Consider the following 25,670-nt stretch of genomic DNA (forward strand, 5'->3'; position numbering starts at 1 on the left):
GTTCTCTCTATGTCCGCGGAGAATTCATGGATGGAACTTCTGCTCGACGACGCGTCGATCGATCGTCTCGAGGAGCACCGGAAGGCTTTTCCAGGTGCCGAGGCGCACGCAGCTCTGCGGCTACGCGCCCTGTTGGATCAGCGACGTCAACGCAGCACGGAGTTGGCGGCACTCAACGACATCGCCGTGCGACTGACGACGGTGCGAGACAACCGTGCTCTTCTCCAAGAGGTCGTCGATCAGGCACGCAGGCTTCTCGGCGTGGACCTCGCCTACATGGGGTCCGTACAGGGAGACGAGTTCGTCATCGACGTCACCAGCGGAGCCCTGACTCCCCGGCTCGTCGGCCTTCGGCTCGAACAGGACGCAGGGCTCGTCGGACTCATCGTGCGCAGTGCGTCGCCGTCGTGGACCCCCGACTACCAGAGCGAGCCGGCGTTCCAGCACATCACCGGTGCGGACAGCGCGGCCCGCTCGGAGAACATGCGCGGTCTGCTCGGCGTGCCGTTGCGGGTGGGCGATCGAGTGATCGGCGCACTGTTTGCATGCAAGCGCCAGGAACGCGACTTCGCAGACAGTGAGATCGCCCTGCTCTCGGCGCTGGCGGCGCACGCGGCCATCGCCATCGAGAACGTACGGACCATCGACCGGCTCGAGACGCTGAATGCCGAATTATCCGAACGCACAGCCGAACTCGAACAGACACTGCAGTGGGACCGAACGTTGACCCAGGTGGTCCTGCGCGGCGGCGGCGTACGAACACTGGTGCGCGAGATTGCTGTATTGACCGAGCGTCCGGCGTACTTCGTTCCGGATGCCGCTGCGGTTCCCGCGGCACTGGCGGTCCACTCGGCGGAGGTCGACGAACTGCTACGCATGTGTGGCGACGGCAAGGACACCGTGTCGACGCCGTCGATGACGGCTCATCGGGTGGCCGCAGCCGGTCAATTCCTCGGCGCGCTGATCTCGATCGGACCGGACGATGCCAGGACGCGTCTGCTGCTCGACCGAGCCGCGCCTGCAGTTGCCCTGTCACTTGCCGAGGAGCGAGCCGCCGCCGATTCCGCGCGGCGCGCCCAGGATGCGTTCCTGGTGGACCTGCTCTCGCACCCGGCGTCCACTCCGGATGCCGAACGGCGACAACTCCATTTGGCCGGACTTACCCCCGACACGTCCTACTGTGTAGCCGTCGCGCAGGGTGCGTCGAGAACCAAGCTCGGCCGATTCCCGACAGGATCTGTTGTCGCGGAGCAAGGTTCGAGCCTGATCGTGGTGGTGCCCGCGCGCGATTCGGCGACGGTCACACCGATGTTCCTCGCCGGCACCACCGTCGGAATCTCTGAGCCGAGCACCGGACCCGAGGCGCTGGCAAAGGGCTATCGGGAAGCTCGGCAGACCGTCGACGTGTTGGTCACCCTCGGCCGCGAGGGGGAAGCATGTTCGGCGCGGGGGCTGGGAATCTATCGAATTCTGCTCAGCCACTTGGCGCGTGAACATCTCGACGAACTCACGCAGGAAAAGTTGGGTCCGCTGTTGGCCGAGCAGAACAAGCGCGGGGTTCCGCTGATGGAGACACTCTCGACCTATCTGGCGCGTGGACGCCATCATTCGGCAACCGCGTCGGCTCTCGGGGTGCATGTCAACACGCTCTATCAACGACTCGACGCGATCGACCGCCTGATCGGAACGCACTGGCGCGACCCGGACAATGCTCTCGATCTTCAGGTCCTGATGCGGCTGCGCAGATCGGCCGACCTGCTGGGTCTGTGATGCGAACGAATCGGTGCTCGTCGGATAGCGTCGGCGGATGGCAGTCGACTTTTCGTGGTCCCAGTTTCTGTGGATAGTCTTCGTTTTCGTCGGCGTGCCGTCCACCTTCTGGGCGCTCCTTCTGTGGGCTCTGTTCTCGAGACTGCGAGAGGGGCCGGGGAAGGGATCTATGGGGTTATGGGCCACCGGATCGATTGCTGGCGCATCGGGTTTCGCCGCGTGTGCAGGGTGGCTGAGCTGGTCTGCCGACTATCGGGGCGAGTTCCGTGGACCGGGTCTCCCGGCCCCGAACGCGTTCCCGTCCTGGCAAGTGGCCGCGTGCGGGGCGACGGTGGTGTTGCTGTGCCTGCTGGCCGCGCATCTGTCGCGATGGGCGAATACCGGCCGACACGTCGCTGCGCTGGGTACAACCGCTGGGTTCTCGACGGCGTTCTGCATCTCAGCAAGCACCGATGTCACCGGGCAATCGGGCGTGGGTGTCATCCTGTGCATGATGGGCTGGGGTACCAGCTTGACACTGCTGATGCTCGTTCGGAACGTGGTCGGTGGGCGAAAGCGGCCGGCAGTCGAGCCGTAACTGACGTCAGATCTCGATTCCCGTTGCCTCGACCACATTCGCCCACAATGCATCTCGCACCTGCGCGGAATCTCCGCGCCAGGAGGGATAGTGCGTCGGCCGCGGCGCTCGGTCGTGCCAGAATGTGCCGGTGCTGGTCAACGCGGGATCGGCGGCCACGAGCCAGACGATGGTGTCGGCACCGTCGTCGGCGCTGCGCAGAATGGGCTTCATCACCGAATCGAACAGCGGCATAGAGCCGGTGACGCCCGGCGTGGACGCCCAGCCCGGGTGCATGCTGTGCACCACCGGATCGTCCTCGAGTGAAAAGCGTTCGGCCAGTTGCTCGGCCACCACCACCTGCATTCGTTTCGTTCTGGCGTACGCCGTCATGCCGGAGTACTTGCCGTTCTCGTACTCGAAGTCCGGGTTCTGAAGGGGCACCGCATACATGCCGCCGCTCGATACGAACACCACCCGCGATCCGGCGTCGAACAATTCTCTCAGTCCCACCGTCAGTGCTACCGGTCCGAGAACATGGGTGGCGAAAGCGGATTCGTGTCCCTGTGCCGACAACCGCCGCTCGTCCGGCATCACCCCGGCGCAGTGCACGAGTGCATGCACCGATGTCAGTTCGGACGCCAATGCCGCGATCAGGGCCGCCACCGAATCGAGATCGCTGACATCGCACTCACGCACCACGAGCGAGGCGTCGGGCACTTCGGTTCGAATGGCAGCAGCGGCGGCGTCGAGTCGCTCGGCCGATCGTCCGACCAGGTGCACCCGCGCTCCGAGGCGGGCGAGCTGCTTCGCGGTAGCTGCTCCCAACCCCGAGGATGCGCCGGTCACCACCATGTCGATGGGGGACGCGAACGGTAACGGATCGGCGGCCCAGAATCGCCGACGCACCGTGGCACCGATTCGGGAGTAGCCGGGAACGACGGCTCTGTCGAGAATCGTGTCCACCGTGCGGCTCAGCAATGACATGCTGCGCCAGTACCCCGGGGAGTCAGGATGTATGCGCGTCGGCAGCGACTGCTCGATGCCATGATGAGTCCATGGCGCACACCACGGTCTCAGACGTCACCCGCGACATCCTCGCCGATCTGCCCGCCCATCGACGCGAGACGTTCGAGCTCCGCCTCGAACAGTGGTTTCCCGATCTGCACGACGCCGTCACGGCTGTCTACCCCGACCCTGATGCAGTGGCTGCCACGCTCGTGGAGATCGCCGCCCGTGCGTACGCGGAACGGTCCGAGGATCTGCACAGACTCGATCAGCGTCGACTGCTCGAACCCGATTGGTTTCAGCAGCCGGACATGTTCGGCTACGCCTGCTATGTGGACCGTTACGGCGAGACGCTGCGCGGAGTCGGTGAACGACTGGATCACCTGACCGATCTGGGTGTCACCTACCTGCATCTGATGCCGTTGCTTCGACCGCGGCCGGGCGACAACGACGGCGGCTACGCAGTGATGGACTATCGCGCGGTGCGAGAAGATCTGGGCACCAACGAGGATCTGCGTACTCTCGCCGAGACTCTGCGCGGACGTGGTATCAGCATGGTGGTCGACCTGGTTCTCAATCACGTTGCTCGCGAACATGAATGGGCCGTCGAGGCGCGAGCCGGCGATCCGAAGTACCGCGACTATTTCTTGATCTACCCCGATCGGACGACCCCGGATTCCTACGAGCGCACCCTCCCCGAGGTATTTCCGGACTTCGCGCCGGGCAGCTTCACGTTCGACGACGAACTCGGCGAGTGGGTGTGGACCACGTTCAACGAGTGGCAGTGGGATCTGAACTGGGCCAATCCGGCTGTGCTGGAGGAGTTCGCGAGCATCGTGCTGCACCTGGCCAATCTCGGGGTGGAAGTGCTCCGCCTCGATGCGATCGCATTTCTGTGGAAGCGGCTCGGCACCAACTGCCAGAACCAGCCCGAAGTGCATGCGATCACCCAGGCTCTCCGAGCGACCGCTCGCCTTGCCGCTCCGGCAACGCTCTTCAAGGCCGAAGCAATCGTCGGCCCACGCGATCTGTTGCCGTATCTGGGGCAGGGCAGACACACCGGGCGAGTATCGGACATCGCTTACCACAACTCGCTGATGGTGCAGGTCTGGTCGATGTTGGCCACGGGCAGTACGGCTTTGGCGCGTCATGCCCTGGCGTCGTTACCGCCCACGCCACCGAGTGGCACCTGGGTGACCTATGTGCGATGCCACGACGACATCGGCTGGGCCATCGACGACGGTGACGCGGCGTCGCTCGGACTGTCGGGTGCAGGCCATCGGCATTTTCTGGCCGACTGGTACTCCGGCGAGTTCGACGGTTCCTGGGCCGAAGGGCTTGTGTTCCAGCACAATCCGGACACCGGGGATCGCCGGATCAGTGGAACCGCAGCCGCACTCACCGGTCTGGGCCCGGCCCGCCTGGATTCCGACGGCGCGTTCGGGCGAATCTTTCTGTCGCACGCCATCATTGCCGGATGGGGCGGCATTCCCGTCGTGTGGAGCGGTGACGAGCTCGGCTCCCCGGGAGACCCGAACTGGGCAGACGAACCGGCTCATGCCGAGGACAACAGGTGGGTGCATCGACCCCGCGTCACCGACGCCGACCGCGCCGGCCGATTTCAGCAGGGGAGCGACGCCCAACGAGTGTTCGACGGCATCGCTCGCATCGCGAAGGTGCGCTCCGGTCTACCGATGTTGCACGCCGAGGCACCGGTCGACGTCCAGACCGAATCCGACGACGGCCTGCTCGTGGTGCGCAGACGTCATCCCAGCGGCACCCTGGTGGGGCTCTACAACGTCACACCTCAGCACCGCCCGTTCCCCCATGCGCAGTTGATCGAGCTCGGCATCCCGGCCCCCACCGAGGTTCTCTCGCAGCACGGCCTGGCGGTCGACGACAACGGATCGGTGTGGCTGCCGCCGTACGCGGCCTGGTGGATCGTCGACAGCCCGTCGCGCTAGAGGACGCATTACCGTGACCGAGCTGTTACCCTCCCCGGGACGGTGGGGCTGGATACGAACAAGGGGACAATCTCGATGCGCGGTCGGTTACGAAGTTCGGTGCTCGCTCTGGTAGCGGTCATGGTCGCCACGATGGCAACGGTGCTGATGGGGACCGGTGTGGCGAAAGCCGACTCCGAGCTGGTCTACGTCTACTCGCCGTCGATGGACAAGAACATCCCGATCAAGGTGCTCCGAGCTGCCGGTGGCGGCCCCGCACCGACGCTGTATCTGCTCGACGGGCTGCGTGCGCCCGAGGACAACAGCGGTTGGCTCATCGAAACCGACGTCGAGAGCTTCTTCGCCGACAAGCACGTCAACGTGGTCATTCCGTTCGGCGGCGGCGGAACCTTCTACTCGGACTGGCAGCGCGACGACCCCAAGCTCGGACGGGTGAAGTGGGAAACGTTCCTGACCCAGGAATTGCCGCCCTTCATGGCCGATCGTTTCGGTAGCGACAACGTCAACAACGCCGTGGCCGGCCTGTCGATGAGCGGCACCTCGGCACTGAACCTGGCGGCTCACCGGCCGGACTTCTACAAGGCGGTGGCGTCGTTCAGTGGCTACCCGACGGCCAGCAGCCCCGGATTCGCTCAGGGCATCTCGGTCGCCGTCGGCGAGATGGGCGGCAACGCGCGCAACATGTGGGGTACCTGGCCGTCGGCAGACTGGATCCGCAACGATCCGTCGCTCAATGTCGGCGCGTTGCGCAACACGGCAGTCTTCGTCTCCTCGGGTAGCGGCTCACCGGCGACGGACCCGGTGTTCAACCCGGCCAGCAGCCGCTTCGACCCCGTCAAGTTCGCGCAGATGGTGCCGCTCGAAACCGCCGCAGGCATGAGCAGTCGGGCATTCGTTCCGTTGTTGCAGGCCGCAGGCGGTCGACCCAACGTCAAGATCACCGGCACCGGCGTGCACTGGTGGAACCACTGGCAGCAGCATCTGCACGAGGCGTGGTTCGAGACCATTGCCCCGGCAGTCGGCGGTTGATCGGCAGCGAGTAATCGATAGTCCGACCCGGGTGATTCTCGCTACGATTCCGACATGAATGCACCCGTCATCGCCGTGGACTACACGGTTCTCGACTGTCCCGATCCGGCAACGCTCGCCCGGTTCTACAGCACGATCCTCGGCTGGGAACCGGTGCGCGACGACGGAGATTGGGTGGTCGTCCACGGTCCGGGGGAACTGCGGTTGGCCTTCCAGAAGGCCCCCGACTTCACTCCGGTCGACTGGCCGAACGACGGCATCAAGATTCACCTCGATTTCGTCGTCGACGAGATGGAACAGGCCCGCGACTTCGTCGTCGAGGCCGGAGCGACGTTGATCGACGACGCGCACGAGTCGTTCTGGGTGTACCGAGACCCGGTCGGCCACATCTTCTGTCTCTGCAAGCGAGACTGATCTGCGTTACGCGACCTGCGCGGCGGGCAGAGCTCGGCCGAGCCGCTGATCCTCTTGCTCGCCGAGCCAGCGGGCGAGAACCTGGCATCCGGTGAGGCCGTCTGCGTACGGCTCCGACGCGTAGGCGATGTGCCGACCGCCACCCGAGTTGGTCCACACCCATCGTCTCCAGCCGAGCGAGGTGGGTAGGTACCCGGACACCTCGGTGGCCGCGGTGCGGAGGCGTCGAACATCCTTCGCCCACTGGGCCGGTCGTAGGCGAGTGCGAGTCGCGTTCTGAAAGCTGTTGCTGCGCACGAGTAGCCAGAGCTCGCGCAACCAGGTCTTGGGCGTGCGGAACGACATCCAGCGCGTCAGGTCGGCGATGTCGCGAACGAGGCTGTCGTCGCTGGCGTTGCAGATCATGTCCGACGCGAGAGCTATCCAATGGGTGGGAATCGACTCCGGCAGAGCCGGCCCGGTTCCGGCAACCCCGCGACCGGTGCAGCCGGGCACCGCACCGGTCGGCTGCTGTGGATCCGAGACCAGACCGGCCGCGACGATGCGGCTGCCGTCGACGATTCCGTCGTGAACGAGGCCCAGTACTTCGCGAACGACCGTGGCTCCCTGCGAATATCCGATCAGAGCGAGAGGCCCAGTGGTGTTCTCGATCGCGCGACGCAGGCGACGAACTCCGAGTTCGGTGCTGTGCCGGTAGCTCAGTCCCCCGAACGCAACGGGCCCGTACGACGCCGGGTAGCCCACCCAGCGGCCGACGAAACGGTCGTCGAGTGCGCCGACGACACACGACAGGAGACCGGTGACGCGGGTCCGATGGTCGGCCGGACGCGATTCGCCGGTGCCGCCGACCGCGAGTACGGTTACCTGCTCCTGGTTCATGGTTACCGAGTGTGGCCGACGAACCTGAGCCGAACGCCCGACAAATGCTGAGAACTGTCTGGCATTGACGCGTTCAACTCAGCGCGGCACGTACGTCGTCGAGGCCATCGCGCAGAAGTATCTCGTAGCGATCCGGATCCGGTACGGCCGCTCGGTTGGACGTCACGCTGATCGCGACGGTGTCGCCGATACCGTGCACGCCGTGCGTGAGGCTCATGGCAGGGGAGAGGGCAGGGAACCCTGCCGTGAATCGAACGGGCCCGCCGCCGAGCGTGAGGTCCGCTGCACCGCGCGAAACACTGGAGACAACAGTGTTGCCCGTGACGGTCGGCGGCACCGCAGTCGGATCGAACTGAGCGACTCCCCACGCCGCCAGGAATGCCGGGACGTGGCGTTCTGTCTCGTTCTGAGATGCGCGGGCTGTCAACGACACCGGGTGACCTGCTCGCGCTCTGCGCTCGGCCAGGTCTGCGGCCACGAGTCGGCTGCGAGTCCGCAGGTCCGGTTCAGCCGAAAACAAGCCGACGCCGACGTTGCCGAAGTTGTTGCGTGCGCCCACTGCAGCCGTCCGTGCGACGGTGACCTCGGCTGCGAGATCGGCCGAAGCATCGTCCGAATCGCCGAGGAACCGTTGGAGTGCAACGGAAATGGCGGTCAGAGCAGTGACGGTGATCGAGGTGTCGGCGAACTGGAGAGCCGACTTGGGCAGCACGATCGTTCGCAGATCCGTCCGGTCCGTAGGCGCAACGTCGAGAGTCGTCAACGCGCGAGAACGTGCAGGAGGAGGGACCGAACCGGACGCGGTGTGTTCCTCCAATCGCAGTGCGTCGCGTCGCGCCCGAATGCCGGCGCGAGCCATGCGCACTACTCGCACAGGCAGAGTCAGAGCGGCGACGGCGGCGGTCAGGGGTGCGGGTGCCGCAGTCGGTGTAACGGGCCGAGAGGGCACGGAATGTGTACCGAACAGCTCGCGAGCAGTTCGGGCGGCCAGTGTTCCGTCCGCGGCTGCGTGCGACAGTTGCAGAACAGCAACAAGACTCGGCCCGTCACACGCAGGAGCACCCGATACGTTCGGATACAGGTGCAGATGCCATACCGTGTGTCGCGGGTCGACCTGACGCTCGAACGACGACGCGACGGCGTCGAGACACTCCTGCCACGTCCGGGGTTCGGGGTGAACGCTGATCGTGTCCGTGGCGGGGTCCATCGCAGTCCAGTGCGGACGCTCGAGACCGAACGGAACCTCTGTGATTCGCAGACTCAGCACCTCGATGGCTGCACTGCGAACGCGCAGCCGCCGCACCGTGGACTCCAGAGGTTCGCACGCTCCCTCGAAGCAGTACAGCAGAAACTGGTCACTGGGGACCTTCGACGCCATCCAGTACGCCTGCGCATCGACCGGGTGGAGACGCGCAGAGCCCGACAACAGAGTTTCGGCGATCGCACAGGGCACACCAGAAGCTTAGGGCGTGCATCGCCGGTCGACGGTCTCGAAACAGACCGGTTTCGTTCTGTGAGCTGTCACGACGTTCGGCCCAGGACTTCTGCATCGGCCTCGGCGTTTTCGGCGTGAATCGACGCTAGCCTGATCCAATGCACCACCGCGCCCCGATAACACGACGCCCGCGCCGCCGCGGGCGGGTGTCGTGACACCGCGGGTCGCGTCGGGATATCGAGCAGGGCTTCGCTTTTCGACCAACGCGGCAGCATCGGCCGACTACGCCACCGATATCTCCTACACCGAATACGGGTCGTCCGCCTGCACTCTCGGAACAGCCGCGGACAACACCGTCTTTCTCGCCCCGGCATACACCGTCGACGGCGTCGGAATTCTGCAGTCCTCCGATTTCGGACAATCCTGGCGAGCATCGGTGCCGGACGGCACGGTGAACACCGGCCGCCGAGCGCACATGTACTTCGACGATGCCGACGACCGGCTGTTTCTCACCGCCGGTCGCGTCGACTCGACACCGACGCGCATGTTTCGATCGGGCTTCGACCTCGGAATCAGCGACGACCGAGGTCGAACGTGGCGCTTCCGGAGGGTGGCATCCAAGGCGAGGACAGGTGCCAAGGTATTCGCCGGACCTCGGGTGTCCCAACCGGACGCGTCTCCCTCGTCTGCTCGCGTGACGTACCTGTCCGCTCCCACGCCGTTCGCCCTCCGGGTGCGACCGCTGATCAATGCCACTCGCCAGGTGATCTGGCGTTCGTACGACGGCGGGATCAAATGGGAGGTAGCCGGCGGGTTCGACATCGACCCGAAAAACATTCCGGGACTTCCCGGTACGGACTACGTCGCATTCGGCACCGGTATCGTCGGCCCGGACGGCACGGTCTACATCGGCGGCCGATACGGCCGTCGTTTCGCGGTCGCGGTCAGCCGCGACGAGGGTTTGACCTGGGATGTCCGCATAGTCCCCGGATCGGCGCTCGCCAAATATCACAACCCGTTGCACCTTCTGCTGCTCGCTTCCCGGTACCTACTGCCAGAGTCGGTCGCTGTCGACTGCGACGGCGCCCTGTACGCCCTGTGGCCGGACCGGGACGGATTGCTGCACGCTTCGTGGTCTTCCGACGGCGCGAACAGCTGGTCGAGACCCGTCGTGGTGTCCGCTCCTGGAGTGCGAGGTGCGCGGTTCGGTGCGATCACCGCCACCGGATCGGGGCGCGTCGGAATTTCGTATTACGGGCGTGAGGCCGGCCGCGCGTTCCACGGGTTCATCGCGCAGAGTCGCGACTTCCGCACTGCAGGACCGGTTTTCGTCGGTGGAAAGTACAACGAACCCGATGCTCCGCTGTTTCCGTACGGGTTCCGTCGAGGTTTCCCCGGCTCCGTTTTCAGGCGATCTCTCGACGAGATGGTGCGGGTCCGGTTCGCGCCCAACGGAGATCTCGTGACCGGAGCGGTCATGCAGATGCGCGGGCGGAACCGCTTGCGTCCCTGGGCCGCACGCGCGCGGCGCACCGAGATGCAGGCGGTTCTGGGTCGGCTCGGCCGCATCGATCGCTCCTGATGCAGCGAAAAGCCGTGCAGCGCAGAGCTGCACGGCTTTTCGATCGTTCGATTGGACCTGAGTCAGGCGACGTTCACCAGGCCGACCGTCGGGAAGAAGAAGCAACTCTTGTCCGAGCCGTCGATTGCCTTGTGGTTCACGGTGCCGAACACCGCGGCCAGAACGGTTCCCGATCCGGTTTGCACGGGGACAGCGCGTGCACCGGCAGCGGGCAACGCATTGAGTGCGTTGACCACGAGGGGCCGGGCCATGTCCTTCAACTCCGCCGGAATTCCGGAGTTGTCGAGGATCGACTGGGCCATGGTGGTGACCAGGCCGCCGAAGTCTGCGAAGCCGCCCTGCAGGGTGTTGACGTTGAACCACGCCACCTGCATGCCGGACTTGTCGGCCGAGTCGTTGACGATGCCGGCCGGAACGAATGCGAACATCGTCTCGCCCTTGTTCACCGCGTTGAGTTCGGGAACAGGGATCGAGGGCAGGCCGGGCAGAGTGGCGATCGGCGGCACGGTCAGCCGGGGCCACGGTCCGCCGGCACCACCGGCGACGCCCGGCACGATTCCGAGCGGCGCGCCCGGTGTGGCGGCGCAGTTGATCGCAGCGGTCGGGTAGAAGAACGGCGTGATGCCGAAGTCGGTGAGAGCCTTGTTGGCCGCGTCGAGGGCCGCGAAGGGGTCTGCGGAGGTGTTCTCGGCGACCGGGGTGCGTGAGTCGGCGATGGCATTCGCTGCGGCGAGCGAAGCACCGTCTTGCCCCTGCAATGCGGCGATCGCCCGGGCGAGCGGATCGGCGGGAGCCGGATCCGCTGCCGCAGTGGCGGGAACGGCGAGCAATGCCGCGCAGGAGAGCGCGAGCGCGCCCGCCAGACGGCTGAGGCGACGAGACATGTGTGACTCCTGTGACTTATGTGGCTGATGTTGCGTGTGCGCTGATATCACCACACATCATCTTGGCGTCACAAGCTCAGCTGTAGACCGTTGTGCAATCGAGACGGACTCGCGCACCCTGCGTCAGCCGACGTCGATGCCGAAATCGCGCACGATGCCCTCCAGGCCGGACGCGTAGCCCTGACCGATTGCGCGAAACTTCCACTCGGCACCGCGGCGGTACAACTCGCCGAAGACCATCGCAGTCTCGGTCGACGCGTCCTCGCTCAGATCGAAGCGCGCGAGTTCGCGGCCGTCGGACTTGTCGACCACGCGAATGAAAGCGTTGACGACCTGACCGAAGTTCTGTCCCAGCGCGTCCGCGTTGTGAATCGAGACCGGGAATGCAATGGAATCCACCTCGGGTGTCAGCGCTGCAAGGTCCACGTCGATGCTCTCGTCGTCTCCTTCGCCCTCGCCGGTGCGGTTGTCTCCGGTGTGCTCGATCGCGCCGTCAGGGGAGCGCAGGTTGTTGTAGAAGACGAAGTAGTTGTCGTTGAGCGCCTTCTTGTCGGTACCGAGGCCGATCGCGCTCGCGTCGAGGTCGAAGTCTCCGCCGGTGGTGGAGCGAACGTCCCAGCCCAGTCCGACGGTGACCGCGGTCAAGTTCGGTGCTTCCTTCGTCAGGGAGACATTTCCGCCCTTGGCGAGTGTTACGCCCATGTCCAACCACTCCTTCACGCGTCGTTCGTGCTTCGTCCTCCCCACCCTATTCATGACTGCGGGTGCGGTGCTCGAGTTGCATGTGTGAACGACGAGCCACGCGGGTGGGGTGTGAGCAGTGGGGCTGGCGGTGCACATGTGTTTGTGATGGGATACGACAAAACATCAGAAAATAGCAGTGACGGCGCGTTTCGTTACGTAGGCGCGCCGTGGCAATCGAACGGCATGGGAGATTTTGTGCAGGTTTCGCGACGTGAACTGTTCAAGTACGCCGCGGCCGGCTCCGCAGCCGCCGTCGGCCTGGCCGCGTGGGGTTCGGCCACCGCTCACGCCGACGCGGGGCTGGGAACGCTCGTCGACTACGCGGGTGGGGTGCCGTCGGCGTCGGCCATCAAGAGCGCAGGCCATCTCGGAGCTGTCCGCTACGTCTCGGATCGGCGTCCCGACGCGACCTGGATGGTCGGCAAGCCGATGACCGCGTCGGAGGCGCAGTCCCTCACCGAGGCCGGCTTGGAGGTGGTCTCCAACTACCAGTTCGGTAAGGGTGCCACCGCGGATTGGCGAGGCGGGTACGTTGCGGGCGTCAAGCATGCGAAACGTGGACTCGAGCTCCATCTGGCGGCCGGTGGCCCGTCCGATCGGCCGATCTACGCATCGATCGACGACAACCCAACAGCCGTCGAGTTCGCCACCCTCATCGCGCCGTACATCCTGGGCTGGCAGTCGGTGATCGGAGCGGAGAACACCGGTATCTACGCAAATGCTCCGACCATCGAATTGGCGTCCGTCGCAGGGCTGGGCCAGTGGTATTGGCAGCACAATTGGGGGACCCCGAAGGGGTTCGTACATCCCGAAGCGCACATTCACCAGATTCGTTTCGACAAGGACACGGTGGGTGGAGTGAAAGTGGATATCAACAATGTCTTGAAGTCCGATTACGGCCAGTGGTCGAAATCCGGTGCCGACATCATCTGAATACCATCCGTGTAATTCGGTGGTCTTTTCCCCGGCCGATAAGCACGAAAACAATTCGCCCCCGGCTTCGAGGAAGCCGGGGGCGAATTGCTGTGGTCTCGTGAGCTACGGAACGTAGACCGTGCCGATCGTCGGCAGGAAGTTGCAGCTGCGCGGCGGCGCTGCGGCGTCTTCCTTGGACTGAGTGGTGATCGATCCGGACACCACGGACAGCACGCGACCGGGACCGGTGTCAGCGATGGCCGACAACGTCGCGGGGCCGTCGGCGTTGATCTTGGCTGCGCCGGTCAGGTCCTGGGTTCCCGATCGGCGGTTGTCGATGTTGAGCCACGTCACGGTGAGCGGAGCGGACTGCTGCGCGGCGAGAGGCGCGGTACCGAGGGCGGTGAACACGAAACCGGCCTGGCCTGCAGCCGGTCCGGGGGGCGGCAACGTGGCCGGTCCGGGAACGGCCAAGGCGGTTCCGACGGAATCTGCGGTGTCGGAGATGCAGCCCTTGCCCAGGGTCGGGTACAGGAACTGTGCGATGACGGGGCCGTCGGAGGGCAGCTCGGGCCCGCCGCCGCCGGATCCGTCCAGGAAGGTGATGACCGATTCCAGCAGCGACTTGACCTGGTCCGGAAGCTGCGCGGATTCGAGAAGGGCGCGAGCCTGGCCGAGGAGATCTGCTGCGGGAGCGGCACCCACATCGGCCGGTCCTGCAGCTGCACCGACGATGGCAGGCGCGAAGGACGCGAGTGCCTCGATGTCGGAGAGGTTGGGCAGGGGTTCACCGGGAGCGGGCAGGAACTGGGCGATCAGCGCTGCGGGATCGGCCGGAGCAGCCGGCAGATCTGCCGGAGCCATGGGCACCAGAGGCTGAGCGGATGCGCTGGTCGGCACAACGAGTGCGGCGGCTGCGGCCACAGCCAGAGCTGTGACGACGCGACGCGTTCCGCGAGTACGAAGCACGGTGATATTCCCCATTCTGATCATGACGCAGGTCCACGGCGACAGCCGGTGCCCGAGGGGTCACTCTATGTAGAGCGATCCCGGATGTACAGCCGTAGTAGGTCCAGTCCTCCCCGGCTGAACTCTATCGAGGATTCTATGGGCCACGCGCTGCGAATTCTCCGCAGAATCGAACAATAGCGTGTTACACGAGTGACCAGTGTGAAAGGTGATGTAAATGTTACGAGCGGATCGGCACGGTTAGGGTGGGTATCGATCGCCCTATAAGCTCGGCTGTCGATAAACGGCATCGATACCGAACGGACCCCCCACGCACCGTGAACCGACTTGTTCGGCTGGCCCCCGTTCTGCTGGCAGTTTCGGTGATCAGCCGATTCGTGTGGGCGTTCGTCACCCCCAACGGTATGAACCTCGTCGACCTGCACGTCTACGTCGAAGGCTCCGCTGCGCTGCTCGGCGACAACCTGTACGACTACACGTACTCGGTGCAGACCCCGGACTTCCCACTGCCGTTCACGTATCCACCGTTCGCCGCCCTGGTGTTCTTCCCGCTGCACTATCTGCCGTTCACGGTGGTCGGCATCGTCTGGCAGGCCGCGACGATGATCGCGCTGTTCGCAGTGGTCCGGCTGGCCCTGTCGATGGTTCTCGGCGACGACCGGGCCGCCGACTCCCGCTGGGTGAGAATCGCCATGCTGTGGACCGCGCTGGGGCTGTGGTCCGAACCCGTACGCACCACCCTCGACTACGGCCAGGTCAACGTGTTCCTGGTGCTGCTCGCGCTACTCGCGGTACGCAGCTCGCGCTGGTGGGTGGCGGGCGGACTCGTGGGCTTCGCCGCGGGCATCAAGCTGACTCCGGCCATCACGGGCCTGTACTTCCTCGCCACTCGGCGGTGGAAGGCCGCGGCGTTCTCGGCGGTGGCATTCGCACTCAGTGTCGCGGTCAGCTACGCGGTGCTGGGGCGTCAGGCGGCCACGTACTTCACCACGTTGCTCGGCGATGCCGACCGCATCGGACCCGTCGGCTCGGTCTGGAATCAGTCTCTGCGTGGAGCTCTGAGCCGGATCGTGGGCGAGGACGTCGGCCAGGGACCGCTGTGGATCGCCGCCGCAGTGATCGCCGTGGGCCTCGCTGTGCTGGCATGGCGAGCACTCGATCGCCGCGACCACCTGGGAACCCTGGTCATCGTCCAACTCCTGGGCCTGTTGGTGTCGCCGATTTCGTGGTCGCACCACTGGATCTGGGTGATTCCGATGGTGATCTGGCTGCTGCACGGGCCGTTGCGCGATATCGCCGGAGCCAAGATCGTTGCCGGCTACTGGCTGGTGACGGTCACGGTGGGGGTGCCCTGGTTGCTGAGCTTCTTCCAGGAATCGATCTGGACCATTCCCCGTCCCGGCCTCGAGGCCTGGGCCGGTGCCGTCGACGTGATCGGATCGGCCCTGTTCCTCGGCTGGGTCGCCTATGCGGGACGCATCAATTCGCGATCAGTGCATCGATCCGACGCGCCAGATCCACGTCCTTCTGCGTGAGACCGCCGGCGCTGTGCGTGGACAGCGTGAACGTGAGCGTCCGCCACCTGATGTCGATGTCGGGGTGATGGTCCGCCGCCTCCGCGGCGTCGGCCACGCGGTTCACCACCTCGATCGCGGCGGGAAACGACGTCAGCTCGACGGTGCGAGTCAGAGATTTCTCCGCCACCGTCCAGTGGGTGAGCTGTGCGTCCTCGATATCGCGGTCGGTCAGCAATTCGGTCATAGAAAGATGGTGGCATGTCCGGTACCCCTACCGCTGTGGTTGTCGCGGCCGCGTTGATCGACGACGGTCGTCTGCTGCTCGCGCAACGAACGCGTCCGCCGGAGTTGGCCGGTCGGTGGGAGCTGCCCGGCGGCAAGGTCGAGCCGGGGGAGTCCGAGGACGTCGCACTGGCTCGCGAACTACGCGAGGAACTGGGGGTCGAGTGTTCGATCGGTGCCGCGCTCAGTGGAGACGTCGAACTTCCCGGTGGCATGGTGTTGCGGGCCTACCGAGCCTCGATCGTCTCGGGAACCCCTGCGCCGCTGGAGCATTCGGCTCTACGGTGGGTCGATGCCGCGACGCTGCCGACGGTGGATCTGGTCGATGCGGACCGACTGTGGCTGCCGGACCTACAGGAAATTCTGCTCACTTCGCCCGAGCGGTCTTCAGACCTTTCTTGAGGTCTTTCTTGGTCGCGCCCGCGGATTCCAACTTCTTCATTCGCATGATCACGACGGGGCATTTGATGCAGCGAACTTTCTTGCGGCAGCATTTTTTCTTGGGCTTCATCCCCGAGACATCTGCGGCCTTTATCTTGCCCATGAGCACCAAGACTAATGGGTGGCGCAGGTCACAGACCTGAGGGTGGCGCGGGGCACTGCCGGACTACGGGTAAACTCGATCAGTCGCGAGAACCTCGCGGTGCAGCGCGCTTCTCTAGCGACATAAGCCCGCTAGCGAACAAGAGCCCGCATTCGACTCCAGGAGAATTTTTCGCGTGAGCGCCCCAAGCAGTGCAGACAACATCGACAGCACCACTACTTTTCGCAACGTCGCCATCGTTGCACACGTCGACCATGGCAAGACCACCCTGGTCGACGCCATGCTTCGGCAGTCCGGCGCGTTCGAGGAACGTGCCGAAGCGATCGACCGCGTCATGGACTCGGGTGACCTCGAAAAAGAAAAAGGCATCACGATCCTGGCCAAGAACACGGCCGTTCACAAGCGCAATGCCGACGGCACCATCACCGTCATCAACGTGATCGACACCCCCGGCCACGCCGACTTCGGCGGAGAGGTCGAGCGCGGCCTGTCCATGGTCGACGGCGTCGTCCTTCTCGTCGACGCATCCGAGGGCCCGCTGCCGCAGACCCGCTTCGTGCTGCGCAAGGCGCTCGCCGCGTCGTTGCCGGTGATCCTGGTCGTCAACAAGACCGACCGTCCCGACGCGCGTATCGAAGAGGTCGTCTCGGAGAGCCACGATCTGCTGCTCGACCTCGCGTCCGATCTCGACGACGAAGCGTCCGAGGCAGCCGAGCTCGCCCTCGACCTCCCCGTTCTCTACGCCTCCGGCCGTGAGGGCAAGGCCTCGAAGGTCCAGCCCCAGAACGGACACGCTCCCGACGCCGAGAACCTCGACGAGCTGTTCGAGGTTCTGCTCAGCTACGTCCCCGCGCCCAAGGGCAACGTCGACGCGCCGCTGCAGGCACACGTCACCAACCTCGACGCGTCGGCCTTCCTCGGCCGCCTCGCCCTGGTTCGTATCCACAACGGCCAGCTCTCCAAGGGCCAGACCGTCAGCTGGATGCGTGAGGTCGACGGCGAGCCCGTCGTCCAGAAGGCCAAGATCACCGAGCTGCTCAACACCATCGGCGTCGAGCGCGTTCCCGGCGAGAAGGGTGTCGCAGGAGACATCGTCGCCGTCGCTGGCTTCCCGGACATCATGATCGGCGACACCCTCGCCGATCTGGAGAACCCGGTCGCTCTGCCTCGCATCACCGTCGACCAGCCGGCCATCTCGGTCACCATCGGCACCAACACGAGCCCGCTCGTCGGACGCGTCAGCGGACACAAGCTCACCTCGCGCATGGTCAAGAGCCGCCTCGACCAGGAGCTCATCGGTAACGTCTCCCTCAAGGTCCTCGACATCGGTCGCCCCGATGCCTGGGAGGTCCAGGGTCGTGGAGAGCTCGCGCTCGCCATCCTCGTCGAGCAGATGCGTCGTGAAGGCTTCGAGCTCACCGTCGGCAAGCCCCAGGTGGTCACCCAGCAGGTCGACGGCAAGCTGCACGAGCCCTTCGAAGAGCTGATGGTCGACACACCGGAGGAATACCTCGGTGCAGTGACGCAGCTGCTCGCCGCACGCAAGGGCAAGATGGTCCAGATGACGAACCACGGCGCAGGCTGGGTTCGCATGGAATTCATCGTTCCCTCGCGTGGCCTGATCGGTTTCCGCACCGAGTTCCTCACGGACACTCGCGGCACCGGCATCGCCAACGCTGTCTTCCACGGTTACGCGCCGTGGGCCGGCGAGATCCGCGCCCGCCACACCGGCTCGCTCGTCTCGGACCGGCACGGCACCGTGACCCCGTTCGCGATGATCCAGCTGGCCGACCGCGGCACGTTCTTCGTCGAGCCGGGCGCAGACACGTACGAGGGCATGGTCGTGGGCATCAACCCGCGTCAGGAAGACCTCGACATCAACGTCACTCGCGAGAAGAAGCTGACCAACATGCGTCAGTCCTCCGCCGACGTCATGGAGACCCTGGCCAAGCCGAAGAAGCTGGACCTGGAAATGGCCATGGAGTTCTGTGCAGGCGACGAGTGCGTCGAGGTGACCCCCGAGGTCGTCCGCGTCCGCAAGGTGCACCTCGATTCCAACGAGCGCGCCCGTGAGCGTTCGCGCAGCAAGACGCGCGACAAGGCTGCTCTGTAAGACAGATCCTGTACGGCAGAAGCGACGTGTCACCATCGTGGGACGTCGCTTCTGCCGTACCTGTAGCCGATCACGAAGGAGATCCTCGTTGCGTAACGTACTGATGCCGGTGGTTCTGGCCTCCGCCACTGCCCTGGTACTCACCGCATGCACCGCGGATCCACCGCCACCGATCGAGAGCGTCGAAACTCCGGTCACCACGACGACCGTGCCGTCGAAGACCGGCGACCCCGTTGTCGTGGCGATCGACGACGTGGGCATCGGGTTCAACCCACACCTGCTGGCCGACCAGTCGCCCGCCACCGCCGCGGTCAGTTCGCTCGTGCTGCCCAGCCCGTTCCGCCCCACCCTGAACCCCGACACCGGCGTGACCACATGGGAGCCGGACCTGTCGCTGTTGATCTCCGCCGAAGTGACATCTCAGTCTCCGTTCACCATCCGGTACCAGCTACGCAACGAGGCCCAGTGGTCCGACAGCGCACCCATCGCGGCCGAGGACTTCCGGTACCTCTGGCAGCAGATGATCACGCAGCCGGGCGTCGTCGATCCGGCCGGCTACGCACTGATCAGCGATGTTGCCTCTTCGGGCGGCGGCAAGACCGTCGACGTCACCCTCGAGTCGCCGTATCCGGCGTGGCAGCGATTGTTCGCCGACCTCGTGCCCTCCCACTTGCTCAAGGATTCGCCCGGCGGCTTCGAGGGTGGCCTCACCGACAACGTGCCGGTCTCCGGTTCGCGGTTCAACATCAAGACCGTCGACCAGGGCCGGGACGAGATTCTGCTGGAACGCAACGATCGATTCTGGGACCAACCCGCCTCGCCCGACCAGATCCTCATTCGGCGCGGAGGCACCCCCGCACAGTTGGCCGATTCGTTGCGGTCGAGTGATGCGCAGATCGCACAGGTTCGGGGTGGGTCTGCGACGCGCGCGCAACTCTCGGCAATTCCCGGGGTCCGCACCGACACGATCCACCAATCACGAGTGTTGTCGATGACCGTGAACGGCCGAGCACCGAACATGTCGGAGTCGCTTGTGCGGCAGGGGATCATGGGTCTGCTGGACCCGAACCTGCTGGCCACGGTCGGGGCCGGAGGAGGGGCGACGGATCGCCGAGCAGCAGCGCAGTTGTCGTCGCCATCGGACCCCGGTTACACCGCGACCGCACCCGCCCCGATCGGCAGAACCGCGGCCCTCGACCTGCTTCGCCGCGCCGGCTTCGTTCCGACACCCGACGCGATCGTGACGTCGACGCCGAGCGCGAGTGCATCCACGACCTCTGCTGCGCCACCGACCACCAGCGCGCCGACCACGAGCGCGCCGGCTCCCGGAGTGCCCCGACTCGCAGACGCCGGCGGTACCGCGCTGCGATTCGTCATCGGCGCCGTCGAGAACGACGACATCGCACTGGCCGTGGCCGGCACCGCCGCGGACGAGCTCGTCAGTGCGGGTATCGACGCGACCGTCACTCCGCTGCCCGCGGACGAGTTGTACTCGACGGCGCTGACCGAAGGCGACGTCGACGCCGTGGTCGGGTGGACCAGTGCGGGCGTGGACCCGGCAACGGCCCTGGCCTCGCGCTTCGGCTGTGTTGTCGAGCCGGCTCCGGGGAGCAGCGGCAGCGTGGACGCCCCGCGCAATCTGTCCGGTCTGTGTGTTCCGGAATTGCAGCCGACGATCGACCGCGCCCTGATAACCGGCGTCGACGCGACGATCATTGCCGAGGAGATCGAACCCAAGCTGTGGTCTCTGGCGTCGACGCTGCCGATCATGCAGGACCAGTCCGTGGTGGCTGCGGTGCCGGGTATCACCGGCGTCTCGCTGACCGGGCCGGTGGAGGTCGGCATCTTCGCCGATGCCGCGAAGTGGATCCGGACGGTCCGGTGAACACCGTGCGCTTGCCTCGGGTGATCATCTTCGACGTGAACGAGACCCTGTCCGATATGGCTCCCATGGCGGCGCGATTCGCCGACGTCGGAGCGCCCGAGCACCTGTTCCCGACGTGGTTCGCAGGAGTGCTGCGGGACGGGTTCGCGCTCGCGGTCGCAGGTACCGCTCGGCCGTTCGCCGAGGTCGGTTCCGGTGTGCTCGAGGCGTTGCTGTCCGATGCCGCGATCGATCGCCAGTTGGACGATGCAGTGGACCACATCATGGCCGGTTTCGCCGAGCTCGAGGTACATCCCGATGTGGTAGACGGAGTGAATGCTCTTGCAGCGCAAGGCATTCGGATGATCACCCTCAGTAACGGGTCCGCGTCGCTCGCGCAGTCTCTGCTCGAACGAGCCGGTGTGCGGAGTGCTTTCGAGTTGCTGCTCTCGGTCGAGGACGCCGGACGGTGGAAGCCGCACGCCGATGCCTACTGCTACGCGTTGGAGCAGTGCGGTATCGAACCCGGCGACGCGATGCTGGTGGCCGTGCACCCCTGGGATATCGACGGTGCGCACCGGGCAGGCCTGTCGACGGCGTGGCTCGATCGCGAGAACCGTCCCTATCCCGACCATTTCGTGCCTGCCGATGTGACAGCGCAGTCGTTACCGGATGTGGCGCGAATGCTCGGCGAGCGATGAACGGCTGCCCGACCCAGAGACCGAGACAAACGATGACACAGCGAGTAGCGAGCGACGAGGCATGACGGAACAGGTTGTGACAGAGCAGGTTGTGACAGAACAAGCGATGACGCAGCCGCAGCGGTTGCTGCTGGTCCATGCGCACCCAGACGACGAGAGCATCACCACCGGCGGGACCATCGCCCATTACGTGCGCGCGGGCGTCGACGTCACCGTGCTGACGTGCTCGCTCGGTGAAGAGGGTGAGGTGATCGGCGATACGTGGGCCGATCTCGTGGTCGACCGAGCCGATCAGCTCGGTGGCTACCGAATTCTGGAACTGCATCGCGCACTCGCGGCGTTGGGCTGCAACCCTCCCCGCTTTCTCGGTGGTGCCGGCCGCTGGCGAGATTCTGGAATGGCCGGAACCCCGGCTGCTCTCAAACCACGCGCATTCGTCAACGCAGACCGGCAGGAGGCTCTCGGGGCGCTCGTGTCGGTCATGCGCGAACTCAGGCCTCAGGTCGTCGTCGGTTACGACCCCGAGGGTGGCTACGGCCACCCCGATCATCAGCAGGTCCACTCCCTGGTGACCGAGGCGGTCGAGGTCTGTGGAACGGACGCCCATCCCGCGGCCGGAGCTCCGTGGGAGGTGGCGAAGTTCTACTGGACCGTCACCGGCCGCGATCAACTGCACGCGGGACTACGGGCGATCGCCGATATCCCCGAGGGGTGGCGCATGCCCCTCGACGGCGAGTTGCCGAGTGTGGCCGAGGACATGATCACCACCAGCATCGATGTCCGCGGTGTGCTCGACGCGAAGACCGACGCGTTGCGTGCGCACGCCACTCAGGTAACGGTTGCGCCCTCGGGTGCCGAGTACGCACTCTCCAACGACATCGTTCAGCCGATCCTGCTCGACGAGCAGTACGTACTCGTGCGGGGCGTGCTCGGCTCCGACGGGGCGGGCAGGGAGAACGACTTGTTCGCGGGCGTACTAGGCTGTGTTCCGAATCACTGATCTCATGACAACAGGGGCGGAACACACATGTACAACTGGGTAGTGCAGGACGCAATCGTCGCGTTCGTCGATTCTCTCAAGCCGCAGTTCGGCGCACAGGCAGATCTGTACCAGTACGTTCTGGGTCAGATCGCCATGGGTGCGAGCAACTTGCTGACCTCGCTGGGCTATCCGCCGGTTTCCTGAGTGCCGGTGCCCGGTTTTTCGAATGCGATGCCCGGTTTTCGAATGCGGTGCACTGAAACGACCCGGGCCAAGGCAGTATTGGGCGCATGATCTCGAAGGCCGCATCCAATACTGTCGCCCTGGTGTCGTGGGCGACGGTCGCAGTACTGGTGTTCGACGGCTTCCTGTCCGGAATCCTGTCGGTCTTCTTTCTCCCGACCTACGTGGGGTCGGTGCAGTTTCCCATCAGCGCGTTGCTCGGGGGCATCGCAAACGTCGCTCTGGTTCTGGCCGCGCGTAAGGTCGCCGAACGGCCGATCTGGGTGGCGTCGCCGCTGCTCGGATGGTTCGTCGCAGTAGTGCTGTGCATGTTCGGCGGCCCCGGCAACGATGTTCTGCTGCTGGCCGACTGGCGCACGATGCTGCTCATCGTGGCCGGTGCCGGGCCTGCCGGTGTGCTGCTGTTCATGTTCAGAATGAAAGCCATCACAGCAAGCGTGCGTGCCGACCCGCATTCCGGAGCACGTCCTCGATCATCGTCGGAGTCAGCAGTCCGGTGAACGTGTTTCGCTGACTGACGTGGTAGCTGGCGAACACGGTGATCGAGCCCAGATCGAGCTGCACGCCGTGCCCGAATTTCGGTGCGGGCCTGGGTATTTCCCACCCGTTCGCGGCGAGAATCGGTAGCAGCGACTGCCAACCGAACGCCCCGAGCACGAGAATCGATCTCAGTCGCGGACGCAGCAAGCGCAATTCGTCGTCGAGCCAGGGGCGACACCGATCGCGCTCGGCGGGAGTCGGCTTGTTCTGCGGCGGAGCGCAGTGCACGGGGGCTGCGATACGAACTCCGTTGAGCGTCAGGCCGTCGCCGATGTGCGTCGCGGTCGGTTGGCTGGCGAGCCCGACGGCATGCATGGCTCGGTAGAGCACGTCTCCGCTGCGGTCCCCGGTGAACATCCGTCCGGTGCGATTGCCGCCGTGGGCGGCCGGGGCGAGCCCGACGATCAACATCGACGCATCGGCCGGGCCGAAGCTGGGAACGGCTCGCCCCCAATACGTTTCGTTGGCAAACGCGGCGCGCTTCTCGGCAGCGACCTGTTCGCGCCACTGCACCAGCCGTGGACAGGCGCGACACTGGGACACCGCCAGGTCGAGCTGCGCGATGGTCTGCGGGCGCTCCTTCTTCATCGGCTCCTTCTTTATCGGCTACGTTTTCACGTGCTGGGTCGAAGCCAGATGTCTCCGGCACCCGGTGTGACGGCGTCGATCATGGCCCACGCGTTCTCGATGGGTATGTCGACCACCTCGTAGCGTCCGACGCCCGCCGGTGTCGCTGCCACGACGGTGGCCACGCCGGCGCGACGTTGGAAGAACGTCTGGCGCACCGTCCAACCGATGATGCCGCCGGCTTCGAGGCTGTGCCGGGTGCGGTCGAGCGATCCGTGCTGGGTGATCAGCCAGCCGGGCAGGACGGCGTGCCCGAGGCCGCGGTAGCGGTCGTGAGCGAGTCCGACGGCGGCCACGAACAGCACGGCCACGGCGATCCACGCGAGGATCGGGATCGGTGCGCCGAGAGACTGCGCAATTCCCAGTCCGGCCGCGACGACGAGCAGCGGTAGAACCGCCCGGGTGTAGCGGCGTCGCCGCGCGGCAGGTCCGTGCTGCAGAAGCGGGCGGTCGGCATTGCCGTGCATGCCTGCATCGCCGAGCACCGTGGTCATCATGCGCAGCGCCTCGGCCCGCGGAGCCTGGGGAAGCAGTAGCGACGATTCCTTCTTCTCGGCGCTCACTCCGGTCATGATGGCGTCGAGTCGGGCCCCGCCGACCGACCTCAGTAGTAGAGGCAGCGACAGAGAAGTGCCGCGCAGTCTCTTGCGGTCGAGGGTCGACTGACGGGTGCGGAGCAGCCCGTGGCTGACGTGCAACGTGCGACCCTGGTCGGTGACGGTCAGGTTGCCGTAGGTGATCAGGTATCGAACGCAGGCGAAGATGCTGGACACCACGAGGAGCACAATCAGTGCGAGGACGACGAACAGGGCGATGCCGAACCGTTGCGCCGATTCGACGCTGTTCGAGACCACCGACGTCTCCGCCAACGTTTGTCCGATGCCGTACTGGAACAGCACGCCCACTGCCGCGGCGATGGTGACGATGCCGGTGATGGAGAACGGCGCGAACCGCACCCACGAGAATTGCCAGTGTGCAATCTCGACCCCGGGATCGGCTGCGGCAACGGGCATTCCGTCGCTCGGCGTTGTTCGGCCCGACACTCGCTGCAGCAGTTCGCCGCGAAGCTCCGGCACCAGTGACGTGTCGAGGGCGTTGAGCTCGAAAGCCTCGCCTTTGCCCGCCTGCTGTCCGGTCCCGATGCGGAGAATGGACAGGCCGAGCACCCGGTGCAGTACATTCGCTTCCACGTCGACCGACCGAATCCTGTTGCGCGGAATGGACAGTACTTTCTTCTGCAGTACGCCGGTGCGCAGTTGTACGTGCACCGGCCCGATCCGGTAGCTGGTGGTGAACCAGCGCGCAATCGCGAACACGACGACGACCGCGAGGATGCCCAGACTCCAGTAGTGATTACCGCTCTGACTGCCGACGAAGAACGAGATCAGCAGTACCGGCAGGATCTTGATGCCCTCGTTCACCGGATGCACCAACAACATTCGCTTGTCCAGGCGCAACCACGGCTGCTCCTCTTCGACTGCCAGCAACTCCGCCTGATCGGTCATGTGGCATCTCCGACGGTGCGGCCGGCGATATCGGTCAGTCGCGTGACGGTCTCGTCCGCAACGGCCTGATCGAGTGCGGTGATCTTCACCGCGCCCGCCGACGATGCCGTCGTCACGGTGACCGTCGCCAACCCGAGCAGACGATCGAGTGGTCCGCGCTCGGTGTCGACGGTTTGCACCCGCGAGATGGGGGCGATGCGTCGTTCTTGGCTGAGCCAACCGGTGCGGGTGTACACGGCGGTATCGCTGATCTCCCAGCGGTGCACCCGGTAGCGCCACTGCGGCACGATCGCGAGGTGCAGTGCGGTCAGCACGACCGATACGACGAGGACGGTGACGTGCAGCCACGACGTCCGGTTCGAGTCGACGAAAAACCAGACGATCTGAGCGATGAAGACCGGTAGCCACAGCAGTCCGGCGCTCAGGGTCCAGAGCAGACGCGCACGGGGAGAAGGCTGCCACTGTGGGTCTGTCATCGTTGTCACGGTACAAACCTAGCGCTGCCCCGTCGTGCGCGTTGTGCGCCCTTCCAGGTAAGCAAAACGCGCACAAGGGCCGCAGGCCCACCCGCGGGTGGCACGTGCGTACCAAGAAGGCGCATGA

26 protein-coding genes are annotated in these 25,670 nt (G+C 65.3%); 15 read left to right on the forward strand and 11 right to left on the reverse strand.

All coding sequences use genetic code 11. The features are described from left to right. The first annotated feature begins 30 nt into the window (after nt 1-30). Entirely contained in the window at nt 31-1,770 is a 1,740-nt protein-coding gene (locus CH281_RS02795) for a helix-turn-helix domain-containing protein (RefSeq protein ID WP_094692920.1), read from the forward strand. A gap of 37 nt (nt 1,771-1,807) precedes the next feature. Then, entirely contained in the window at nt 1,808-2,347 is a 540-nt protein-coding gene (locus CH281_RS02800) for a hypothetical protein (RefSeq protein ID WP_094692795.1), read from the forward strand. 6 nt (nt 2,348-2,353) lie between these two features. Here the strand turns inward: CH281_RS02800 and CH281_RS02805 are convergent, their stop codons facing one another. Further along, entirely contained in the window at nt 2,354-3,313 is a 960-nt protein-coding gene (locus CH281_RS02805; protein ID WP_094692797.1) for an SDR family NAD(P)-dependent oxidoreductase, read from the reverse strand. 71 nt (nt 3,314-3,384) lie between these two features. Between CH281_RS02805 and CH281_RS02810 the strand changes: the two genes are divergently transcribed. The 3 genes from CH281_RS02810 (at nt 3,385) to CH281_RS02820 (ending at nt 6,741) form a co-directional block, all read left to right on the forward strand. Further along, entirely contained in the window at nt 3,385-5,298 is a 1,914-nt protein-coding gene (locus tag CH281_RS02810; protein ID WP_094692799.1) for an alpha-amylase family protein, read from the forward strand. Between the two features lie 75 nt (nt 5,299-5,373). Then, nucleotides 5,374-6,327: an alpha/beta hydrolase gene (locus tag CH281_RS02815; RefSeq protein WP_032390343.1), complete on the forward strand. Its 954-nt coding sequence runs from the start codon at nt 5,374-5,376 to the stop codon at nt 6,325-6,327. A 54-nt stretch (nt 6,328-6,381) separates the two neighbouring features. Further along, nucleotides 6,382-6,741 carry a VOC family protein gene (locus CH281_RS02820; protein WP_032365346.1) on the forward strand — a complete coding sequence of 120 codons (360 nt, stop codon included), beginning with the start codon at nt 6,382-6,384 and terminating at the stop codon, nt 6,739-6,741. A gap of 6 nt (nt 6,742-6,747) precedes the next feature. On the opposite strand, the gene CH281_RS02825 is transcribed toward CH281_RS02820, so the two are convergent. Together CH281_RS02825 and CH281_RS02830 are read right to left on the reverse strand one after the other, a co-directional pair. Next, a complete protein-coding gene (locus CH281_RS02825; RefSeq protein ID WP_057472826.1) occupies nt 6,748-7,620 on the reverse strand; it encodes a PE-PPE domain-containing protein in 873 nt (290 codons plus the stop codon). Between the two features lie 73 nt (nt 7,621-7,693). Next, nucleotides 7,694-9,073, reverse strand: coding sequence for a WS/DGAT domain-containing protein (locus CH281_RS02830; protein WP_057472827.1), 1,380 nt, complete (start codon nt 9,071-9,073; stop codon nt 7,694-7,696). A gap of 193 nt (nt 9,074-9,266) precedes the next feature. On the opposite strand from CH281_RS02830, the gene CH281_RS02835 reads away from it, so the two are divergent. Continuing rightward, a complete protein-coding gene (locus tag CH281_RS02835) occupies nt 9,267-10,637 on the forward strand; it encodes a sialidase family protein (RefSeq protein WP_094692801.1) in 1,371 nt (456 codons plus the stop codon). Between the two features lie 62 nt (nt 10,638-10,699). Here the strand turns inward: CH281_RS02835 and CH281_RS02840 are convergent, their stop codons facing one another. Together CH281_RS02840 and CH281_RS02845 are read right to left on the reverse strand one after the other, a co-directional pair. Next, complete coding sequence (locus tag CH281_RS02840; RefSeq protein WP_057472829.1) at nt 10,700-11,521, reverse strand: hypothetical protein; 822 nt, start codon at nt 11,519-11,521, stop codon at nt 10,700-10,702. Between the two features lie 123 nt (nt 11,522-11,644). Next, on the reverse strand, nt 11,645-12,223 hold the full coding sequence (locus CH281_RS02845; protein WP_032365486.1) for a TerD family protein: 579 nt from the start codon (nt 12,221-12,223) through the stop codon (nt 11,645-11,647). Between the two features lie 225 nt (nt 12,224-12,448). On the opposite strand from CH281_RS02845, the gene CH281_RS02850 reads away from it, so the two are divergent. After that, nucleotides 12,449-13,198, forward strand: a complete 750-nt coding sequence (locus tag CH281_RS02850; RefSeq protein ID WP_094692803.1) for a DUF1906 domain-containing protein — start codon at nt 12,449-12,451, stop codon at nt 13,196-13,198. A gap of 105 nt (nt 13,199-13,303) precedes the next feature. Here CH281_RS02850 and CH281_RS02855 read toward each other — a convergent pair whose 3' ends face one another. Then, nucleotides 13,304-14,164 (reverse strand): Rv1157c family protein, encoded by an 861-nt coding sequence (locus CH281_RS02855; RefSeq protein ID WP_052060737.1) that lies wholly within the window; start codon nt 14,162-14,164, stop codon nt 13,304-13,306. Between the two features lie 302 nt (nt 14,165-14,466). Here CH281_RS02855 and CH281_RS02860 point away from each other — a divergent pair, with 302 nt between their 5' ends. After that, the gene (locus CH281_RS02860) at nt 14,467-15,684 is read left to right on the forward strand and encodes a mannosyltransferase (protein ID WP_256983322.1); all 1,218 of its coding nucleotides are present in this window, start codon (nt 14,467-14,469) and stop codon (nt 15,682-15,684) included. On the opposite strand, the gene CH281_RS02865 is transcribed toward CH281_RS02860, so the two are convergent. Next, nucleotides 15,629-15,910 carry a 4a-hydroxytetrahydrobiopterin dehydratase gene (locus tag CH281_RS02865; RefSeq protein ID WP_032365352.1) on the reverse strand — a complete coding sequence of 94 codons (282 nt, stop codon included), beginning with the start codon at nt 15,908-15,910 and terminating at the stop codon, nt 15,629-15,631. The two genes, CH281_RS02860 and CH281_RS02865, sit on opposite strands and share 56 nt — an antisense overlap. 14 nt (nt 15,911-15,924) lie before the next feature. Here CH281_RS02865 and CH281_RS02870 point away from each other — a divergent pair, with 14 nt between their 5' ends. Then, complete coding sequence (locus tag CH281_RS02870; RefSeq protein WP_032365353.1) at nt 15,925-16,350, forward strand: (deoxy)nucleoside triphosphate pyrophosphohydrolase; 426 nt, start codon at nt 15,925-15,927, stop codon at nt 16,348-16,350. Here the strand turns inward: CH281_RS02870 and CH281_RS26725 are convergent. After that, on the reverse strand, nt 16,316-16,492 hold the full coding sequence (locus CH281_RS26725) for a hypothetical protein (protein ID WP_094609726.1): 177 nt from the start codon (nt 16,490-16,492) through the stop codon (nt 16,316-16,318). The genes CH281_RS02870 and CH281_RS26725 overlap by 35 nt on opposite strands. A gap of 175 nt (nt 16,493-16,667) precedes the next feature. On the opposite strand from CH281_RS26725, the gene typA reads away from it, so the two are divergent. From typA to CH281_RS02900, 6 genes are all read left to right on the forward strand, one after another. Next, nucleotides 16,668-18,605, forward strand: coding sequence for a translational GTPase TypA (typA, locus tag CH281_RS02880; protein WP_032365354.1), 1,938 nt, complete (start codon nt 16,668-16,670; stop codon nt 18,603-18,605). Nucleotides 18,606-18,708: 103 nt separating this feature from the next. Next, nucleotides 18,709-20,490 (forward strand): ABC transporter family substrate-binding protein, encoded by a 1,782-nt coding sequence (locus CH281_RS02885; RefSeq protein WP_094692805.1) that lies wholly within the window; start codon nt 18,709-18,711, stop codon nt 20,488-20,490. After that, the gene (locus tag CH281_RS02890; RefSeq protein ID WP_256983323.1) at nt 20,487-21,170 is read left to right on the forward strand and encodes a haloacid dehalogenase type II; all 684 of its coding nucleotides are present in this window, start codon (nt 20,487-20,489) and stop codon (nt 21,168-21,170) included. The genes CH281_RS02885 and CH281_RS02890 overlap by 4 nt, the downstream gene beginning before the upstream one ends. Nucleotides 21,171-21,276: 106 nt before the next feature. Next, a complete protein-coding gene (mshB, locus tag CH281_RS02895) occupies nt 21,277-22,170 on the forward strand; it encodes an N-acetyl-1-D-myo-inositol-2-amino-2-deoxy-alpha-D-glucopyranoside deacetylase (RefSeq protein ID WP_094692928.1) in 894 nt (297 codons plus the stop codon). A gap of 27 nt (nt 22,171-22,197) precedes the next feature. After that, the gene (locus CH281_RS26730; protein WP_008714214.1) at nt 22,198-22,356 is read left to right on the forward strand and encodes a hypothetical protein; all 159 of its coding nucleotides are present in this window, start codon (nt 22,198-22,200) and stop codon (nt 22,354-22,356) included. A gap of 86 nt (nt 22,357-22,442) precedes the next feature. Next, on the forward strand, nt 22,443-22,895 hold the full coding sequence (locus CH281_RS02900; RefSeq protein ID WP_027498086.1) for a hypothetical protein: 453 nt from the start codon (nt 22,443-22,445) through the stop codon (nt 22,893-22,895). Here the strand turns inward: CH281_RS02900 and CH281_RS02905 are convergent. The 3 genes from CH281_RS02905 to CH281_RS02915 are packed head-to-tail and all read right to left on the reverse strand — an operon-like array spanning nt 22,822 to nt 25,543. Beyond that, the gene (locus CH281_RS02905) at nt 22,822-23,523 is read right to left on the reverse strand and encodes a uracil-DNA glycosylase (RefSeq protein WP_094692807.1); all 702 of its coding nucleotides are present in this window, start codon (nt 23,521-23,523) and stop codon (nt 22,822-22,824) included. The genes CH281_RS02900 and CH281_RS02905 overlap by 74 nt on opposite strands. Before the next feature lie 26 nt (nt 23,524-23,549). Continuing rightward, the gene (locus tag CH281_RS02910; RefSeq protein ID WP_094692809.1) at nt 23,550-25,067 is read right to left on the reverse strand and encodes a PH domain-containing protein; all 1,518 of its coding nucleotides are present in this window, start codon (nt 25,065-25,067) and stop codon (nt 23,550-23,552) included. Continuing rightward, the gene (locus CH281_RS02915) at nt 25,064-25,543 is read right to left on the reverse strand and encodes a PH domain-containing protein (RefSeq protein WP_032369653.1); all 480 of its coding nucleotides are present in this window, start codon (nt 25,541-25,543) and stop codon (nt 25,064-25,066) included. The genes CH281_RS02910 and CH281_RS02915 overlap by 4 nt, the downstream gene beginning before the upstream one ends. Nucleotides 25,544-25,670: the final 127 nt, after the last annotated feature.

Origin of the sequence: Rhodococcus sp. 06-221-2 (assembly GCF_002258365.1) — a bacterium.
GTDB lineage: Bacteria > Actinomycetota > Actinomycetes > Mycobacteriales > Mycobacteriaceae > Rhodococcoides > Rhodococcoides fascians.